General features: G+C 50.4%; 17 protein-coding genes. 15 read left to right on the forward strand and 2 right to left on the reverse strand.

Features of this window, described 5'->3' with window-relative positions; translation table 11 throughout:
- Positions 1-104: 104 nt before the first annotated feature.
- From B4E62_RS09855 to B4E62_RS09865, 3 genes are all read left to right on the forward strand, one after another.
- Positions 105-584, forward strand: coding sequence for a type VI secretion system tube protein Hcp (locus tag B4E62_RS09855; RefSeq protein ID WP_310068697.1), 480 nt, complete (start codon positions 105-107; stop codon positions 582-584).
- A 70-nt stretch (positions 585-654) separates the two neighbouring features.
- Positions 655-1,725: a GTP-binding protein gene (locus B4E62_RS09860; protein WP_331351930.1), complete on the forward strand. Its 1,071-nt coding sequence runs from the start codon at positions 655-657 to the stop codon at positions 1,723-1,725.
- A gap of 142 nt (positions 1,726-1,867) precedes the next feature.
- Positions 1,868-4,285 carry an acyl-CoA dehydrogenase gene (locus B4E62_RS09865; RefSeq protein WP_310068693.1) on the forward strand — a complete coding sequence of 806 codons (2,418 nt, stop codon included), beginning with the start codon at positions 1,868-1,870 and terminating at the stop codon, positions 4,283-4,285.
- 142 nt (positions 4,286-4,427) lie between these two features.
- On the opposite strand, the gene B4E62_RS09870 is transcribed toward B4E62_RS09865, so the two are convergent.
- Complete coding sequence (locus tag B4E62_RS09870; RefSeq protein ID WP_331351931.1) at positions 4,428-5,762, reverse strand: GGDEF domain-containing protein; 1,335 nt, start codon at positions 5,760-5,762, stop codon at positions 4,428-4,430.
- 79 nt (positions 5,763-5,841) lie between these two features.
- On the reverse strand, positions 5,842-6,726 hold the full coding sequence (locus tag B4E62_RS09875) for a glycosyltransferase family 2 protein (protein ID WP_331351932.1): 885 nt from the start codon (positions 6,724-6,726) through the stop codon (positions 5,842-5,844).
- 187 nt (positions 6,727-6,913) lie between these two features.
- Between B4E62_RS09875 and B4E62_RS09880 the strand changes: the two genes are divergently transcribed.
- The 12 genes from B4E62_RS09880 (at position 6,914) to B4E62_RS09935 (ending at position 18,804) form a co-directional block, all read left to right on the forward strand.
- Positions 6,914-8,602 carry a type II/IV secretion system protein gene (locus B4E62_RS09880; protein WP_331351933.1) on the forward strand — a complete coding sequence of 563 codons (1,689 nt, stop codon included), beginning with the start codon at positions 6,914-6,916 and terminating at the stop codon, positions 8,600-8,602.
- An 11-nt stretch (positions 8,603-8,613) separates the two neighbouring features.
- On the forward strand, positions 8,614-9,804 hold the full coding sequence (locus B4E62_RS09885) for a type II secretion system F family protein (protein WP_331351934.1): 1,191 nt from the start codon (positions 8,614-8,616) through the stop codon (positions 9,802-9,804).
- Positions 9,805-9,834: 30 nt separating this feature from the next.
- Positions 9,835-10,275, forward strand: coding sequence for a type II secretion system major pseudopilin GspG (gspG, locus tag B4E62_RS09890; RefSeq protein WP_331351935.1), 441 nt, complete (start codon positions 9,835-9,837; stop codon positions 10,273-10,275).
- A gap of 19 nt (positions 10,276-10,294) precedes the next feature.
- A complete protein-coding gene (locus tag B4E62_RS09895) occupies positions 10,295-10,672 on the forward strand; it encodes a type II secretion system protein (protein ID WP_331351936.1) in 378 nt (125 codons plus the stop codon).
- The gene (locus B4E62_RS09900; RefSeq protein ID WP_331351937.1) at positions 10,672-11,127 is read left to right on the forward strand and encodes a PulJ/GspJ family protein; all 456 of its coding nucleotides are present in this window, start codon (positions 10,672-10,674) and stop codon (positions 11,125-11,127) included. The genes B4E62_RS09895 and B4E62_RS09900 overlap by 1 nt, the downstream gene beginning before the upstream one ends.
- Positions 11,111-11,719 carry a prepilin-type N-terminal cleavage/methylation domain-containing protein gene (locus B4E62_RS09905; RefSeq protein WP_331351938.1) on the forward strand — a complete coding sequence of 203 codons (609 nt, stop codon included), beginning with the start codon at positions 11,111-11,113 and terminating at the stop codon, positions 11,717-11,719. The genes B4E62_RS09900 and B4E62_RS09905 overlap by 17 nt, the downstream gene beginning before the upstream one ends.
- Positions 11,720-11,741: 22 nt before the next feature.
- Entirely contained in the window at positions 11,742-12,755 is a 1,014-nt protein-coding gene (locus B4E62_RS09910; RefSeq protein ID WP_331351939.1) for a type II secretion system protein GspK, read from the forward strand.
- Positions 12,694-13,785, forward strand: a complete 1,092-nt coding sequence (locus B4E62_RS09915) for a hypothetical protein (protein ID WP_331351940.1) — start codon at positions 12,694-12,696, stop codon at positions 13,783-13,785. Before B4E62_RS09910 ends, B4E62_RS09915 begins: the two co-directional genes overlap by 62 nt.
- Complete coding sequence (locus B4E62_RS09920; RefSeq protein WP_331351941.1) at positions 13,778-14,428, forward strand: hypothetical protein; 651 nt, start codon at positions 13,778-13,780, stop codon at positions 14,426-14,428. The genes B4E62_RS09915 and B4E62_RS09920 overlap by 8 nt, the downstream gene beginning before the upstream one ends.
- On the forward strand, positions 14,415-14,960 hold the full coding sequence (locus tag B4E62_RS09925; RefSeq protein ID WP_331351942.1) for a hypothetical protein: 546 nt from the start codon (positions 14,415-14,417) through the stop codon (positions 14,958-14,960). The genes B4E62_RS09920 and B4E62_RS09925 overlap by 14 nt, the downstream gene beginning before the upstream one ends.
- Before the next feature lie 175 nt (positions 14,961-15,135).
- Positions 15,136-17,229 carry a secretin N-terminal domain-containing protein gene (locus B4E62_RS09930; protein WP_331351943.1) on the forward strand — a complete coding sequence of 698 codons (2,094 nt, stop codon included), beginning with the start codon at positions 15,136-15,138 and terminating at the stop codon, positions 17,227-17,229.
- A gap of 219 nt (positions 17,230-17,448) precedes the next feature.
- On the forward strand, positions 17,449-18,804 hold the full coding sequence (locus B4E62_RS09935) for a hypothetical protein (RefSeq protein ID WP_331351944.1): 1,356 nt from the start codon (positions 17,449-17,451) through the stop codon (positions 18,802-18,804).
- Positions 18,805-18,931: the final 127 nt, after the last annotated feature.

Below are 18,931 nucleotides of genomic sequence, written 5' to 3' on the forward strand. Positions count from 1 at the left end.
AGCCTCAGGACTGTTAAGTTTTGTGGCCAGCACTACTGATTGCTACTTACCGCTGCTCCAGGTTTGCAGTCCCGCGACAGCACTCATCACCCGAGGAGATCATCATGAATAAGCACATTCGTATAATTGTTGGCAGCTTTTTGTTGAGCGCTTTTGCACCATTGGCTGCGGTTGCCGCATCTGATATGCATATAAAATTGAACGATATAAAAGGTGAATCAAAAATTGTGCATTGCCCTGGTGGTACCTGTACGGTAACGGGGTTGGCAGCAGGTACTTATCAAGTACAGGTGTGCGATAAAAATGGTGCAGCGGTAATTTCGAGCACTGCCTTGAGCCATTCAATCAAAAGCCCGCGCGATGCGGCGAGTGGACTGGCGACCGGAAAACGTCAACATAAACCCATGATTATTACCCAGCAATTGGATAAAAGCTCACCGCAATTATTCAGCTTGGTGGTGACTGAACCAGGTTCCAGTGTGACTATTCAACCGCAAGCGGTGGCAACTGATGGGGCGGCGCCGGTATCCAGCGGCGGAGGTGCAGGCAAAGTGAATGTGCAGGATATTAGTATGACTCGCTAAAGATCCTGGTTGGTCGCGCGCAACAGCTGTGTAAAATGCCCGCACTCTGTTGACCAAGGCCAGCCTGATCATGACTGACAATATTTCCGCGTCCGACGCCCCTGCCGGGCGCAAACTTATCCTCACTAATATCATTACCGGCTTTTTAGGTGTGGGGAAAACCACTGCCATAACCCACCTCCTCAATAGCAAACCTGTCGATGAAGTTTGGTCGGTACTAGTGAATGAATTTGGTGAGATAGGTATCGATGGCGCGCTGCTAAAAAATACCAACGCTCACGTGCGCGAAGTGCCGGGCGGTTGTATCTGCTGTGTAGCGGGGTTGCCGATGAAAATCGCGCTCAATATGTTGATCGCCAAAACCAGACCGGACCGCATTATTATCGAGCCCACTGGCCTCGGTCATCCCGAAGAAATCATCAACACACTGACTGGCGAATACTACGATACGGTGCTGGATTTGCGCGCGACTATCACGCTGGTTGACCCGCGCAAATTGGCTGAGAGCCGCTACGCGGACAACGCCAATTTCAAAGACCAAATCGCAGTGGCCGATGTGTTAGTCGCCAATAAAGCCGATTTGTGTTCACCGGTTGATCGCGCCAATTTTGATGATCTGGTTGCGGGATTTAGCCCGCCTAAACACGCGGCCTTTGCCGTGCAGCAGGGCCAATTGGAATTGGGCTGGCTGGATTATCCGCGCCGCACACACGTTCTGAATAATCCGGAGCATCACAGCGCCCAGCGCAACCGTCTCAATCCCCAGCGCGAACTTTACAATGCTGCGATTCAATTGCCGGACGGGCAGGATTATCTGCGCCGCGAAAATCAGGGGCAGGGTTACTACTCCTGCGGCTGGCTGTTTCAACCGGCAATCCAATTTGATTTCAACCAGATCTTCGGCTGGATGACCGGCCTGAATCTGGTGCGCGCCAAAGCGGTGATGAATACGGATCAGGGGGTGTATATGTTCAATGCGGAAAACGGCGTACTCAGCGTCAAGCCGCTTATGTTAGGCGGCGAGCAGGATGGTGAGCCAGAGCTGCTCGATAGCCGTATTGAATTAATAAACGACGATGTAATGGCAACAGATGAGTTGGAGGCGGCGCTGTTTGGTTGCCGTTTAACCATTGAGGATTAAATGAATCTTTGTGGTGCATAAAAGGCTGAATCAGAACCAATAGGACGCAGGAAATCTCACCAACTTAACGGTATTGAGCTAAGGTTAAGGGTAGAGTTCTCAACGGAAACTCACAAAAACAAAACCTTTCAGGGGTCAAAAAATGATGTTACTGCTCTCTCTGCTGGCGATATGGGTGTTGGTCGCCCTGTTAACCTATCGCCAAGTGGCGCTCGCCGCCGCCTCATCCATAGTGATTATTGCCTGGCTGGTATTGGGCGCAGTTACCCCGGCGATGTTATCGCCCTGGCTGGTTGTGCCTCTAGCGCTGGTCTTGGTGGTGTTGAATGTGGGCAGTGTGCGCCGCGCAATCCTCACCAAACCTGTGTTCGCGATGCTGAAAAAATCCATGCCGCCGATCAGCGCTACCGAGCGCGACGCGCTGGAAGCCGGTACTACCTGGTGGGAAAAAGAGCTGTTTAGCGGCCGTCCGGATTGGAATGAATTTGCGCAAATCAGCTTGCCGCAACTCACGGCGGAAGAGCAGTCATTTATTGATAACGAAGTGAGTGAACTCTGCTCACTGCTCGATGAGTGGAAAATCCAGAACGATCTTAAAGACCTGCCGCCAGAGGCCTGGCAGTACCTCAAAGATAAAAACTTTTTTGGCCTGATCATCCCCAAAGAATACGGCGGGCGCGATTTCAGCCCCTACGCACAAAGCCGCATTATGAGCAAAATCGCCAGCCGCTCCGGCACTGCGGCAGTGACCGCAATGGTGCCCAACTCCCTCGGCCCAGGTGAATTGCTGGTCAAATACGGTACCGAAGAACAGCGCCAACGCTGGTTGCCGGGTTTGGCAAACGGTACTGAAATCCCCTGTTTTGGTTTGACTGGCCCGGAAGCGGGTTCCGATGCAGGCTCGATTCCCGATACCGGTATCGTCTGTAAAGGTATGCATGACGGTCATGAAGTCATCGGCTTGAAGCTGACCTTCAGCAAGCGCTGGATCACTCTCGCGCCAGTTGCAACGGTGGTCGGTTTGGCATTCAAGGTGTATGACCCCGAAGGCCTGCTCGGCGACCCTAACAAAAAAGAATACGGGATTACCTGTGCGCTGATCCCGGCTAATCACCCGGGTGTTGAAATCGGTAAACGCCATAACCCCGGCTCACCGTTTATGAACGGGCCGATTTTTGGTACCGATGTCTTTATCCCCGCCGATTGGATTATTGGTGGTGCCGCTATGGCTGGTAAAGGCTGGCGCATGTTGATCGAATGCCTCGGCGCCGGTCGCGGTGTTTCCCTGCCTGCACTCTCAACCGCCAGCGGTGAAATGAACTACCGCATGGTGGGTGCTTATGCGCGCATCCGTCGCCAATTCAATATGGAAGTGGGCAAGTTTGAAGGCGTTCAAGAGGCCTCGGCTGATATCGCCGCGAGCGGTTATGCGCTCGAAGCCATGCGTCAATTTGTCACCAAAGGTTTGGAAACCGGTGCGCCCGCAGTAATGACTGCTATGGCGAAATACCACGCAACGGAAATGATGCGTAAATCAGTTGAGCATTCGATGGACATCGTCGGTGGCCGCGCAATTCAAAAAGGTCCACGCAACTTCCTCGTAGCTTCCTATCATTCAGTGCCGGTGGCGATCACGGTCGAAGGTGCCAATATTTTAACTCGCTCGCTGATGATTTTTGGTCAGGGCGCTATGCGTTGCCATCCTTTCCTGTTTGAAGAAATGCTCGCCATGCAGTTGGAAGATGGCAATGAAGGCCTGAAAAAATTTGACAAGTTGTTTACCAGTCATCTCGGCCACATTTGCAACAATATGCTACGCACAAAATTGCTCGGTTTCCTCGGTGGTCGCATGAGCAGCGTGCCTGCCAATGCTGATGATTTCAGCAAGCGCTGGTATCAACGTATCAACTTATTGAGCGCGGCGCTCGCTTCAATGTCTGATATCGCCTTGGGTGTGTTGGGTGGAAATCTAAAACGCCGTGAATTATTGTCGGCGCGTTTGGGTGATGTGCATAGCCAATTGTTTATTGCCAGCTCAATTTTGAAATTCCACTCAGCCCACGCGCGTACTCGCGCAGAAGACGCCCACGCCGAGTATGCATTAACTCGCTCGCTGTTTATTGCACAGGAAGCACTGCGCGATTTTTCCGATAACTTCCCGCTGAAATGGCTGGCGAAGATCGTTCGTTTTATTGCGATGCCATACGGAAAAATCGTCAACAAACCCAATGACAATTTGATCCGCGAATTGGGTGATTTGATTATGGAAGAAAATCCTGTGCGGCTAATGCTCGGCCAATATCTCTATGTAAGTCACGACCCGCAAGATGCAATGGGTCGTGTGGAAAGCACTTATCAACTGCTGTTGTCTCTGGGGCCTGTCTGGCACGCTTTCCTAAAGGCAAAAAACAGCGGCAAAATTTCCGGTGCAACGACGGAAGCGCTGGCCAAAGATGCAGCAGAAAAAAATATTATCCAACCGCACGATGTTGCGCGTGTAGTGGAATACGATGCGCGTCGCTTCGATTGTCTGTTAACGGATGCGTTTGATAAGTTGTAATGTTGCGACCTTAAACAAGCAATAAAAAACCCGCTGCGGCGGGTTTTTTATTAGGTGCTAAGCGGAAATGCAAAATTAAAAAACTGGACGTCCGGCCGCGCGAGTGACGAGCTGGATATGGGACTGACGCAAAGCAATAAACCTATAAAGTCATATTATCATCCGCAGTTACGCAGCAATTTCTTCCCTGGGCTTTGGCTTCATAAAGCGCTTTGTCGGCGCGTTTAAAGGTAGTGGCAAAATCTTCTTCATCCAGTTTGTCGCTCACTCCAAAACTGGCTGTCACTGACAGTGGGTTATCTGGTTCAAAAATGGTGTCGTAAATCATCAGGCGAATTTTTTCCGCCAATGCAATCGCAAATTCTTTGCGTGTGCTGGGCATAATGACGATGAACTCTTCACCGCCCCAGCGCCCGAGAAAATCCTGCGCGCGTATGCCCTTGCTAATAATCGCCGAAATATTTTGCAGCACGCGATCACCGGCGTCGTGGCCGCGCCGGTCGTTGATGCGCTTGAAGTGATCTATATCGATAATCATCAGCGCAAAATCCGGTGCGTTTTTATGTTCATCTTTTTCTTTGTTAAAAATCATTAGCGTAGCAACAATTTGATCGATACCAAAGCGATTGTAGGCCTGGGTAAGGGGATCAACTGTGGACAAACGACGGAATTTATCAGTCTCCAATTTGAGTTGTTGGTTGTCGCTGCTCAGTTCATTAATGATTTGTACATCGTGTTTGGTTTGTTGGCGCAATTGGATTAATTTAGTGATGGCGTAAGTAAAAATCCCCAGCATCCAGATGGCAAGAATAATTAAATACCAACGCTCCGCACTGATCCACTCGCCCACAAACTCAATTTTTTCGATCTGCACATCGTGAATACCTGGTTGCAGGCCTTCTAAAAAATCGATCCCCACCGAGACACTTTGGGTAAATTCCGGGCGCGATAAGCTGCGCGGAATGTCGTATTGCCCGAGCCACCAGTCAGCAACAAAAAACTCATCCAGATTAAGTTGAATTTCCTGGTTTAAATCTTTGGTGTGCAGGGTTACGGCATGGAATTTAGTACTGTTTGAATCATCCGGCTTGGAATACGCCGGGTTGAAATTACGGATGTACATCCGCAACTTGGTGGCGCTACCCTTGTAATTAAGCTTCAGATTAATGTGCGTGAACCCAGATAAATCCGCAGTACCAGCTTTCTCCAATGTGCCAAACAAAAAATTAAAACTGCATGCAAAGTATTCACTTTTGTCATCTTCAGGATAAACACAGCGCCATAGATTTTGCTCCTGTTGCAACCAATAGGCTGCTGGGGTCCCATCAGCCTGATTGGATGAATAAAAATAGGAGATGAAGTTGGCGTTAGGCCACGCCAGCAGGCGTTTTTTGGGGAAATACTGCTGTCCGAAAACAGCTATAAGGGTTGCTAAAATTGCCAGCAACAATATGGAGTTGAAACTCTTGTCATTCATAGGGGGGCATCATCTGCACTGGCGAAAGCTGCCCCTAAGTATTGGTCAAATCTGGAGTATTTCCATATTTATCCACGAGTTAGTTGCGCTGGATGAGACGCCGGAGCACGTTGGCGGTGGCGATAAGTCCAAATCTGCTCCAGATAGCCATAATTACCAACCAGAGTAACGGCAGCGAATAGGATGTGCGGAAGAATTTGCGGTAAAAGCGCGTCATGCCTTTGTGTTTATGCCATTCCACAAACAGTGGGCGGGATTTGCTGCACACACCCTGCGCATGAGTGATGGGGGCGGAGGGTACAAATAAGATGTCCCAACCGGCGCGGACAAAACGCATACACCAATCGAGATCTTCACAGTGTAAGAAGTATTCATCGTCCCAGAGGCCGACCTCTGTCACCGCTGCCGGTTTGACCAGCATGCAAGCGCCGGAGATGGCTTCCACACGGATGGGGGTATCGGGCAGTGGTTGTTGGTGCAAATTAAAATCTACCAGTAATTCGGGCCAACGTTTGGCGAAGTGTCGCAAACCAAGAGCGCTGACCAGGGTGCGGCCAGGTGTGGGTGTCAAACGGCGCCCACCCGCCTGCTCACTGCCATCGAGGTTGAGCAGCAATCCACCGACCATGCCGGCTTTAGGGTTAGCGGTGAGTACACGATATAACTCGGCCACACTGGCATCAGCACAAATGCAATCGGGGTTGAGAAAAAACCAGTAGGGATAGTGCGCCGCGCGCGCGCCTATATTGCAGGCAGCGGCAAAACCGAGATTGGTGTCGTTACGGATAACACGCAGGCGCCCATCGCCCGCGAATTGGGTTTCAGCCAGGGCGACGCTGTTATCGTGCGAGGCGTTGTCTACCAGAATGACTTCGCTGACTTGGTTGATAACCGATTGGATGCAGCTCACCAATCCGGCGCCGGCGTTGTAATTGACAATAATAGTGGAGATAGCGGGAGTCACAAACGAACCTGCGGCGCAATTAAACGGTGAGCGAGCATAGCCGATCAGTAGCGAGTGTGCATTAGCGCTGCATGGGCAAGTGTCGCGTTTTGCAGTAGTATGCCAAGCCGCTGCGCGGTCTCTGCGCGCCTGCAAGAAGCGCAATGATTGCCGTATAAGAGTCGCAACAGAAGAGTGAAGTGAACGCGTGAATAAACTGATCGGGGAAATGCTCATCGAGCGCGGGCTGGTGCAGCCGGACGACATCAAAAAGGCGCTGCAATTGCAGCAGTCGGTTGGTGGCCGTATAGGTGCAGGCCTGGTGCGCATGGGGTCGATATCCGAAGAGTCGCTGCTGGAGGTGCTTGCGCAGCAGTTGGAAATGCCGGTGGTGCAAGCCGGCAAAGACATGCCCGATGCCAGCGCCCTGTTCACATTCATCAAACACTCGTTGCTCGATATCAACTGGTGTATCGACAACCGTGTGCTTATCTGGAGCCCGGCCGAGCAAGTGCTGCAATACACCGGACGCGATCCACTCTCGCCCTTTGTGCGCGATGTGATCAGTTACCATTATCCCGAGCATGAAATCAAACCCTGTTTAGTCTCCGGTCACAGCCTCGATATCATCATCGACTACCTGCGCAAAGAGCTCACTGCCGAGCGTTTTTTCGCCGAGGGAAGCGAGACTAAAGGCCTGCGCGAGATGGCGGAAGAGGCACCGGTCGTCGAGCTGGTCAACAACATCTTTTCCAAAGCCGTTGCCTTTAACGCCTCGGATATCCACCTCGACCCGCAAGTGGAAGTCTTCCGCGTGCGCTTGCGTGTGGACGGTGTGCTGCAAACCCATTTGGAGCAGCCGATCGACCGCTATCCTGCAGTTGCCTCGCGGGTAAAACTTATTTCTGAAATTGATATCGCCGAGCGTCGCCTGCCCCAGGATGGCCGTATCACCACGCGCGTCAATGGCCGCGAAATGGATGTGCGTGTCTCGACCCTGCCGGGTGTGCACGGCGAATCTATTGTGATGCGTCTGTTGCCTAAAGATCGCAAAGAATTATCCCTGCAAACCCTCGGGTTGGAGCAGGATCATATGGATCTGGTCCGCGCCCTGATGCAGGAATCCAATGGCATAGTGCTGGTGACCGGCCCGACCGGCTCTGGTAAATCCACCACCCTCTATGCGGCACTGCAAGAAGCCACTGACGGCACGCGCAAAATTCTCACGGTGGAAGATCCGGTCGAATACCAATTGCCCGGCATCACCCAAGTCCAAGCGCACGCTGAAATTGGCTACACCTTTGCCAAAGCCTTGCGTGCGTTTTTGCGGCAAGATCCGGATGTGATCATGGTGGGCGAGATCCGCGATGTGGAAACCGCGCAGATTGCCATCCAGTCAGCGTTGACCGGCCACTTGGTGTTATCCACCCTGCACACCAATGATTCGCTCTCCGCCTTTACCCGTTTGATTGATATGGGCGTAGAGCCATTTCTGGTCGCTGCACCGATTAAGGCAGTACAGGCTCAGCGCCTGGTGCGCAAAGTCTGTAAACACTGCGCCAAACCTGCTCATGTACCTGAATCCATTAGCGTCGAATTCGCCAAACTCGGGCGCAACTTTCTTGGCAAGGACTTTGAGCCGAAATGGGTTGATGCAGTTGGCTGCGCGCTGTGTAACAACACCGGTTATTCGGGCAGGATGGGCGTTTACGAAATCGTGCCTATCTCCACTGAACTTCACGACATGATTATCGCCAATACCCCAGTGACCGAAATGCGCAAGTTAGCACGCCGTCAGGGGCACAGGTCGATGTATCAGGATGGCCTGATCAAAGCAGCCAAAGGTCTGACCACAGTGGAAGAAGTGATGCGCGCCACCAATATTGATGCGGAATAAGGAAGCGACCAGTGCAATTTAGCTACAAGGCACTTGATCAAAACCAAGCCGTGATCGTCGGGGTAATAGACGCCAGCGACGAGCGCGAAGCCGCGCGCCTGATTCGCGAGAAAAACCTGCAACCGCTCACAGTCACCCCGCGCGAGGAAGATCAGGCCGGTCTGCGAAAAAAGCTCAGCCGCGAAGACATTACTATTTCGCTGTTTGAATTGACCACTATGTTGGAGTCCGGTGTGTCGATTGCTGAGGCGCTGCAATCTCTGCATGAAGCCGATTCACATCCCCAGTTGCGCCGTTTTTATAAATCCGCGTCCGAACAATTGCAGCGCGGTTCCAGTTTTGGCAATGCGCTGCGCGCCGCCGACCTGAAATTACCCGCCTACTTTATCCAGTTAGTGGAAGCGGGCGAGGCCTCCGGCCAATTGGGTGCGACCATGCGTCGCGGAGTGGAGCAGATGGAGTACGATCTCTCGGTCGTCAACGAACTGCGCAATGCACTGATTTACCCGGCGATTCTGGTGCTCTCCGGCCTGAGCGCTGTGGCACTTATTTTTATTTTTGTAGTCCCAAAGTTTGCCAATTTGATGGATGGAAAACAGGAGCTGCCGATGCTTGCGACGGCAGTGCTGTCTACTGGTCTCTGGTTAAACGAAAACTTTTACTGGGTCGCGGCGCTGGTAATGGTGTTAGCGGTGATGGCGGCGATGCAATTTGCCAAACCTATTGTGCGTCAGGCGCTGCTCGATAAACTCGCCGGTTTTCCGATTTTTGGCCGCTGGTTGGCGGAATCGGATATCGCGCGCTGGTCATCGGTGATGGCAGCCATGCTCGCCAGCCATATCGAGCTAACCAAAGCCTTGGATCTGGCACGCTCCAGCGTTAAAAATACGCGCCGCAGCAAAGCCCTTTTGTCAGCGCTCAACGCGGTTCAGTCGGGCGGAACCTTGTCCAAGGCGCTGCAAGACAACCAGATCCTCAATGCCACCGCGTACAACCTGATCCGTGCCGGTGAAAAAACCGGACGCTTGGCGGAAATGCTGCAGGCAGTGGCGAAAATCTACGAGAATTCAGGCAAAAACCGCATGAAGCGATTGTTGTTAATGATCGAGCCCCTCGCCATTGTCTTTATTGGTATCGCTGTGGGGGTGATTATTTTGGGCCTTATCCAGGCTATTACCAGCGTCAACGACGTTGCGATTTAATGTTTAACTCACTTGTTACAGAGGAATAGGATGCGTACAGCTTCAGTATTAAAACAAAAAGGCTTCACCATGATCGAGCTGCTGGTGGTGCTAGTGATCCTCGGCCTGCTTGCCGGCCTCGTCGGCCCAAAAATGTTTGGCAAGGTCGATAGCGCCAAGACTAAAACCGTGGAAACCCAGATCAAGCTGCTTAAGTCAGCGCTGCAAACCTACCGCTTGGATATGGGGGAATACCCAAGCACGCAAGAAGGTTTGGGGGCGATTATCCGTTCTCCCGACAGCGCCCGCGCCCAGCAAAACTGGAAAGGCCCCTATCTGGATGAAGAGCTCCCGCTGGATCCATGGGGCACCGCGTATCAATATCGCCGTGAACCCAATGGTATGCAGGATTTCACCCTTTATTCACTGGGTGCCGACACCAAGCCCGGCGGTGAAGGTTTGGATGCCGACATAGGTCTGGCGACCAAATAAGTTCTGTTGCGAGGCACTCATGAACCCGCGCGCCGGTTTTACCCTGATTGAATTATTGGTGGTACTGATGATTCTCGGGCTCACCAGCGCGCTGGTGCTGCCGCGCTTGCCTGCAATTTACGAGCGGTTTCAGGATAAATCCAAGCAGGAGGAGCTGATCCAATCCCTTTCCACCCTCAGTCTCAAAGCCTACACGCGCCAGCAAACCCTCGCCCTCACCCAAGAATCAGCACCTAAAATATTGAGTTTGACGAATGATCTAAATATCCGCATCGATCAACCTATCGTCTACCAAGCTAACGGCGTCTGTCTTGGCGGCCAGCTGAGTTTTGAGTTGGATGGCGTAACCAGGCAGTTGGAATTACTGCCACCCTATTGTGAACCGAGACCACTCTGATGGATCTTCCTCGTTCCCACTTTGCCCGCATATCCGGCTTCACCCTGGTCGAGGCCATGGTCGCACTGGTGATTTTCTCTGCCGCAGCCATGGGTATTTATAGCTGGATCAACACCAACCTTATCTCTCTTAACCGCCTTGCGGCTGTGGCGGAGTCTGAGTTTGTGGTGGATTCAGCGGTAGAGCGGTTGAAGTTAGTGGATTTGCGTAACGAAGCGGAAGGTGTTTTTGATGTCTCCGGTTACGACGTGCATTGGCGAGCGAGCTTAGTCGAGCCATGGAAGCCGGGGCGTACACCTCGCGGTGTAATCAGTTTGTATGACCTTGCCCTTTTTGAGATCAGTCTTGAGCTAATCAAGGATGAGCGATCTGTAGGGGCTTACGAGTTTCGGCAAGTGAGTTGGTATAAGGCGCGAAAATCACAAGCAGAGGATGACGATGCGCCTGTTTTCTAAGTCAATACATCGACAACGAGCATTCACTCTTATTGAGATGTTAGTGGTGATGATTATTGTCGCCCTGGTAGTTACTCTTATTGTGCAGGGGTTTGGTTACACGCTTGGCGTTTACCAGCGGGTGGTCAAATCTCAGAACTCGGCTTATGAACAGGTTTTTGCGTATCAATGGTTTACCCGTAGTTTGCAAGCCCAGGTTGCCAAGCGACCCAAAGACCGCGCATTGGAGGGCGACGCGGCAGCGCTTTCCACTTATAGTTTTCGTCCGCTCCTAGGGCAGCAAGGTGTCAAAACATTGATCCGCTGGGAGTTACAAAATACGGCTGGTGAATTAACGCTGTCATATGTAGAGGCAGATACGAATTTTGTTGTGCAGCGCTGGTCGCAGGCGATTGGAACATTTGAGTACCTCAATGACAATAATAAATGGCAAACGCTGTGGCCGATTGAGCAAAGCGAGGAGTCACCTTTACCTCAAGCGGTGAGATTGGTGGTTAATGTCGGCGGCGATACCCTGAACTATGTGGTAAAGGTAGAAACCCGAAAGGTTGCGCATGTGACACTGGAGGAGTCGGTTTATGGTCGCGAATAGCGCATTTAGGCAGCAAGGTTTTGTGCTCGCAGCTACGCTCTGGGTGCTCGCCATCATGTTCGTCGCCGTGGGCATTTTTCACACCTATGTACAGAAAAAGCTGGCGGTCGGTATTCAGGCCAAAGCAAATTTGGAATATCGGCTTGATGCGCACTCAACACAAAGTACGCTGCTTTATCTTTTGTCCAGCTCGCGGATGACGCGCGCGGGATTAACATTTGCGCAACAAGCCGACCATGAGTTTCGTGATCAGGACGGTCAGATCAGTAGTGAGCCTATCGGCGATGAGATGCTATTGGATGGGACATCATATAGAGGCATTAATGAAGTGCATTTTTCAGTACAGGATTTTTCCGGGCTTATCTCGGTCAATGTTCAGAGTGCAGGACATTTCGCCACCCTTCTTGAACGGTATGAGTCAGACGTAGCGGAGCGCACGCGCTTATTGAGCGCGATTAATGATTATATTGACCAAAACGAACTGTTAAATCTTTCGGGTGCAGAAGCAAATGACTATTTGCAGAAAGGCTTATCACCTCCTACCAATGATTTGCTGCGCTCTGAACCGGAGTTAATACGGGTATTTGGTTGGACAGAGTGGCTCTCCCAGCATCCAGAGTTTAAAACCGAAAAATGGCTTAGTCTTAGTCGCAATCCTGCTATTAATCTCAATACGATGCCGGCTGATTTGTTGCAAAACTATTTTGCATTCAGTGACGAACTAACCAATCAGTTAGTCTTGGAGCGCAAAGCAAACCCATTTTTGTCAGTCGAAGATTTTTCTTTGCGAGCTAATTATTCGGTGAGTCTTGAAGAAGTTAAATTTCGCTTTTTTCCCGGCAATGAATACCGCCTTAAGCTTTGGGGTAGGGGGGGACAAGCTGAAGTGATTAGCCTACAATTGACTCCCAACGGGCTCGATGGGCCGTGGCTAATTAATTATGGGTACAGTGTTGAGCGTAGTGAACAAAATAATGAAGCTGTGGCGCTTGCGCAACCCCGCCTCTTTGGTGACGCCATGGATACTAACCGCTGATGGGTGTCACCCATTCAGCGATCTTTCTGACGATAGCTTAGCGTCCATCCAATTGGATTCCGCTTGCCTTGTCATCCCTCGCCACTACCTGTTCTATATATATATCGATCTTGCAGCAGTTCCTCATGCCCAGCGCAGCCTGCTAATTCAGCAGCGGATGCGGCAGGCGAGTCCATTCACTAATCCGGCAAGTTGGATTGTGCAGGAACAGGATAGTGCTCAAATCTGGTTTTGGGATGCAGAAATAATTAACTGGCGCCGCCAACAGTTTCCAGATATGCCGGTATCAGTTGTTCCCGAGTCTCTGCTCTGTGAACCGTTTGTTCAGGGATTTCGTTTGCAGCAGTGCCTCAATGGTTGGGAGCTGCAGTATTGGGCTGTCTCCCGATTACGGCATACTCGCTGGCTGCCGGATCGACCCAATAGCCGTGCACAAACTGATTTTGCCCGCACCTGTGGCTTTGGTTCTGACCAACAGCATTGGGTAGAGGTTGGCATTCAGCTATTACCTCGCCCTTGGAATGAAAAACCTTTTTGGAGCAAGGAAACTCTGATAAGTGAACCAGTTGCGACGCGGTTACTGGCTGGATTATTACTTGCTTGGGTGACGCTAGAGCTGGGAATGAATCTTGGCACTTGGATTAAGGGATCCTATTTGTCCTCTGCAGTTGCCGCTCAGAGTTCAGCCATGATGGATGTGGTGAACCAGCGCGACGGAGCCTTGCGCCAAAAAGAATTTAATCAGGCGATTAGCGATTTAACCAAGACACCTACACCGCTCTTTTTAGCGGCGCAGGTACACCAGTGCTTGGCCGGGTTGGAGTTTGTGATTCTGGACTGGCAATACCAGCGAGGTCAGCTGACCATAATCCTCCAGAAAGAAGGGCTTGATACCCGGGCACTAATTGAATCCTGTTCTGCGAACCCATCTTTTGCCAATGTGCGTGTTGAGCCTGGCATCACCCCCGAACAGACGCGGGTGTTATTTAGCCTACCTGTTGCAACTTCTGAGGTGGGTTCCGATGCTTGAAAATCTGCAAAAAACACTGCTTCCCTATTGGTTTCAATTGCAACAACAAACCAATGGTAATCCGCGTTTAAGGTGGATGCTTTGGGGCGTGCTCTATATCTTTTTAATCTATTTTGCGCTGAGTTTGGGTGAATGGCGTGCCGGGCAAGTACAGTCAATTAATCAGTTGCAGCGCACGGCTGCAAAGCTTGATCAGCTCAAATCCCAAACCGATTGGCCGCAGCGTTGGACCGCTGAGAAAGCAGTAACAACACAGCTTCGCCAGCGTTTGTGGCAAGCAGCTACTCCAGCACTGGCAGAGGCTGATTTGCAAAATTATCTGCGCAATTTAGCTAATAGCCACAGTGGTGATGCCCTTCGCTTGCGTCTCGCGCCAACTGAAATGGTTGAAGTGGGTGGTGAGACCTTGTTTAAAGTCAGTGCAGAGGTTTCAGTGATGATTCTACCTGCGCAAATCAATTCCTTTATTCGATCCATGGCAGATAATCCTCGCATGTTAGTTGTCGAGCGTTTTGGCTATGGCGCAGAGCGCTCCGGACAGTTGAATCTGTTGGTAGTCGCCTATTTTTCTGCGATTAAGCTTGAGGTAAACGACTCGGCTGAAGTCGACGTGTCAGCGGAGGCGAACAATGTTGCGCCTTAATTTCAGCACCCTGCCCTTGCATCAGCAAAAGCTTTACCTGACGATTGTACTGTTGGCTGGTGTTAGTTTTCTGTTAGGTTTGCTTTGGGTTTTGCTTGGTTTTAGCGATGATGCGCCCGTGTCAGATGATGCATGGTCAACAACCGCAATAGTTGCTCCGCCCGATACGGCGGCTCTGTACGGTCTAATTGCCACCCAGCCTCGTTGGTATCAAGGCCTGGGTAAAAAAGCAGGCGGTAACAATACAGACAATCAGTTAGTGCAAGGGACACCTGAAAGTTTCCGCTTGGCTGGGCTGGCGACCAAAGGCGGTAAACCCTACGCTCTCTTTTTGCCCTTGATTAAGTCGGGTGGGAGCAAAGATAAGCCCTATCTGATTCAGCTCTCCGAGGGTGAGGCTTTAGTGGGTGACTGGATTCTGAAAACGATTGGGGTAAATCAAGTCGAGCTCCAGCAGGGTAAAGAAAACCGAATTTTGAAAATGTATGAACCTACAGCGGCACCGAAGGTTAAATCCAAACGGTCGCGCTAAAACTACCCAAACCCTTGCGCGCGGCAGGTGACTTAATCACACTACCTGCCCATTCAAGATTGACACCTTCGTACGTCGGGAAATCACCATAATGATCAGCACTCTCACGCAGAGCAGCAGACTTAACGTTTTTGCACGAACTTATTCAAAGTATGCTGCCTTGGTGGTAGCAATAATGGCAGTTTCGGGCTGCAGTAACTTCTGGCACAAATCCACCGACGCAGAGCGCGGGCAGGAGTTGTCCCGTTTCGAGCCGCTGCGCGAAGCCAAACGCTTTGACGGAGAGCAGCAGCCTATCTCTCAAACCCAACAGCAAAATCAGAAGACCCGCATTATTCAGGGACCCGGCGTGATTATCGGGCGCCAAATTGCTGATGCACAGAGCCAGCGATTGTCCCTTAATTTGGAAGGCGAGCCGATCAGCGGTAATTATCACAATATTCCTTTGCCTGGTTTTATCAATGAGGTCTTTGGTGAACAGTTAGGATTATCGTTTACGCTCGACCCGCAGATAGAAAAGCAGCAAGACTTGGTCACTTTGCGCCTTGCTGAAGCAGTTTCTCCTAACGAGCTTTTTCAAATTGCCATCAGTGCCTTGGCAGATTACGGGGTTGTTGTATCCCAAAAGGACGGCGTATTGAGTTTTGTAATTAACAAAAATAGTGCTGCTGGCGAAACGCCGCTTCTAGTAAGTGGCCGCACCTTGCCTGAGGTTCCCCAATCTCATCGCCCTGTTTATATGTTTGTTCCGCTCAAGGTGGTTTCTAATAATAAGGTGGCTCGCTGGGTAACTGATGCGCTGACGGGTAAAGATATACAAGTAAAAGAAGATTCTTCTCGCAACGCGGTGCTGATCAAGGGCAAGCCTGATTTGGTGCAGCAAGCACTTGCGATTATTGAGGTGCTTGACCAACCATTTATGCGGGGCAAATTTTCTGCCAGCATCGAACCGGCTTACGTCAAAGTGGGGGCGCTTAGCAAAAACCTGAAAGAAGTGCTTAATGCTGAGGGATACGATGCCAGTCTTAACGCGTCAGCGGGCTCAATCATCCTGATTCCGCTGGAGGGTGCCAACCAATTGGTGGTGTTCGCCGCATCCCAGTCAATTCTTGATCACGTTAAAGAGTGGGTTGAGCAGCTAGACCGTCGCCAACAGTTGAGTATTGATCAAGGGATATTTACCTACGAAGTACGCAATACTGATGCAGCCCACATAGTCGAGTTGATGAATGCCGTAGAAAATGGCGGGCAGAGTCGAAGTGCTCGCAAAAATCAGGGGTTAGGGGATCAATCGCAGGCAGTCAGCGATACCACAAGCAATAAAACCCAGCCTGCAAATGAAGTCACCAGCGCAGGCAATTTTGTTGTCGATACCAACCGCAATACCATTATTTTTAAAGGAAGCGGTCAGTCCTGGTTAGAAATGTTGCCTGTTATTCAGTCGCTGGATAAGGCTGCACCATCAGTATTAATCGAAGTTTTGTTAGCCGAAGTGACCTTGAATGATTCTGAGCAGACCGGCTTTGAGTTTTTGGCACATGGCTCACAAACGATTAATGGAAAAAGCTACGGTACCAAAATCGGCACTCTCGATGGTCTTGGTTTGGGAGCCTCAGGATTAAGCGCCGTGCTTGATAGCGCTGGTGAAACTCGCGCGGTACTCAACTTGTTTTATGAAAATAAGCGCGCCGAAATACGTTCGCGCCCGCGTTTAATGGTTAAAAGCGGGCAGGAGGCTACTATAGATGTTGGCACGGAAGTGCCTACTATTACCTCCAGTGCCCAATCAACCGATACTGTGAATGCACCTGTGTTGCAGGATGTCGCATACCGTAAAACTGGTGTACGCCTGACTGTGCTGCCTGTAGTCCATGCCTCTGGCCATGTGGATATTCAAATTGACCAGCAGTTAAGTGAAGCGCAAAGCAACCAGAGTAGCGGCATAGACTCGCCTAGTATTTTTAACCGCCAAATCCAAACAGTAGTCACCCTTCAGGATGGTGGATCTATATTGCTCGGCGGGTTAATCTCCAGTTCAAAATCGAACGGCGATAATGGTGTACCACTACTCGGAAAGTTGCCTATACTGGGTAGGTTGTTCAAGGCGGACAATAAATCAGCTGCCCGCACTGAACTGATGGTGATGATTATTCCTTATGTAATAAATTCACCTTCGGAGGGTCAGGCTATTACCAAAAGTATCCAGCAAGCCTTTCAGAAGGTCGGTGTTGCTGAGGGTTCTGGTGTAGAGCCTGCGCTACCTGAATGAAATTCCACCAAAACCGGTGTGATTTAAGTTCAAATCGAGGCAAGTCGCTTTGCTTTTAATAACTTAGGCTTGATCTATAGGTTTGATGCAGTATATTCTTGGGCGGTCTTTAAATCATGGGATTGCTCTTGCAGACCCAAGGAACCAAGACCAATCAAAATCAACGTTGATTATAAATTCATGAAATAGGAGTTAAACCATATGGTTTCCAAGAAACTTTTGAGCGCTGCGATCGCTGCCGCTTTTATCTCTGCCCCAACGTTTGCACAAATTAATGTGACTGACGACACTGGTGCATTGGCATACGCAAAAGAAGCTTTGTTGACTACTGATGAAATCGGCACCACTGGTTACTACGCTGTATCGGATGCTGGTACTGATCTGAATGTTGAAGCTGAACTGGGCTTCGGTGTTTCTGCTGCAGACCAAGTATGGGTTCGTGTAGAACTGACCAACGCTGTATTTACTGCTGACTTGCTGGACACTGATCTGGACCTGGGTGGCGGTGTTAGTGACATCGAAATCGCACAAGGTGGTTTGGAAGAAGGTTCTTTCGTTGTATACGCAATCACCACCGATGCTAACTATGCACAAGATGCATTAGTCACCTTGGCTTTAACTAGTCTTGGTATCAAAGCAAATGCACCTGTTTCTGTGACCTATAGCCTGTACGAAAGCGGTTCTGGTGCAGCAGCTGGCGGTGCAACCGACCGTTTGGCAACTGCTTCTTATGCTTCTGCTATTACTGTAGGCAATGCGTTGGTTGTAGAATTCACTCCAGAAGATGCTACTGCTGACGTAGAAACATCTTTTCTCGAATTCACCGCAGCTAACGGTACTTTGACTGCTAATTTGGGAACTGTAGAAGTGTCTGCAGACACTGACTTCTTGGCTGTTAACAGTGACCCAGTAACTTTGGCTGACATTCTTGATGATGCCACTTCAACTGTTAGCCCAGCTGGTAACTTCTCTTTCGGTCTTGATGGCGGCGCTACTTTCTACTTTGATGCTGACGCAGCGTGCGACAGCCAAGACTTCTTAGTATTGGATGTTAACGATGAAGTTGTTGATCAGGCACTGGCTGACGTGAATGGCGCTGCACTTTGCGTTGACGTAACTGGTGATGAAGCAGATGCTTACTCAATCCCAGAGTCTACCTACACTGCTGGTCTTGATTTTGAACCAGTTGCTGATGCTGTATACCCAGTAACTACCGCTACTGGTGCTTTCGGTTCAATCGACCGTAATGGTACTGTGGTAGAAGTTCCGTTCCTCAGCACCTACGCTCCATACAATCAACGTCTGGTTATGGTTAACCGTGGTAGCTCTTCTGCAGCTTACTCTATCACCTTCACTGAAGAAGCTGGTAACGTAGCGACTGGTTTGACTGCCGCAACTGGCACTTTGGCTCCAATGGAAACCAAAATTATCAAAGCAACTGACGTAGTTTCTTTGACCGGTGCTACCCGCACTGCTGCTACTATCACTGTAGTAGCTCCAGAGAACGAAATCGACGTAGCTACCACTATCCTGAATAACGATACTGGTTCTGCTGATGTTACTGTTCATAACTAATTATCTAGTTATTTCCATGTAAAAGAATAAGGGGGCTTAGGCTCCCTTATTTTTTTGGTAAATTTTGTTGTTAGTGTATCTCTGGGAAATCTGTTTCCCAGTTCAACCTCGTACAATGGCCATTGGT

Origin of the sequence: Cellvibrio sp. UBA7671 (assembly GCA_002483145.1) — a bacterium.
In the GTDB taxonomy this organism is placed as follows: Bacteria; Pseudomonadota; Gammaproteobacteria; order Pseudomonadales; family Cellvibrionaceae; genus Cellvibrio; species Cellvibrio fibrivorans.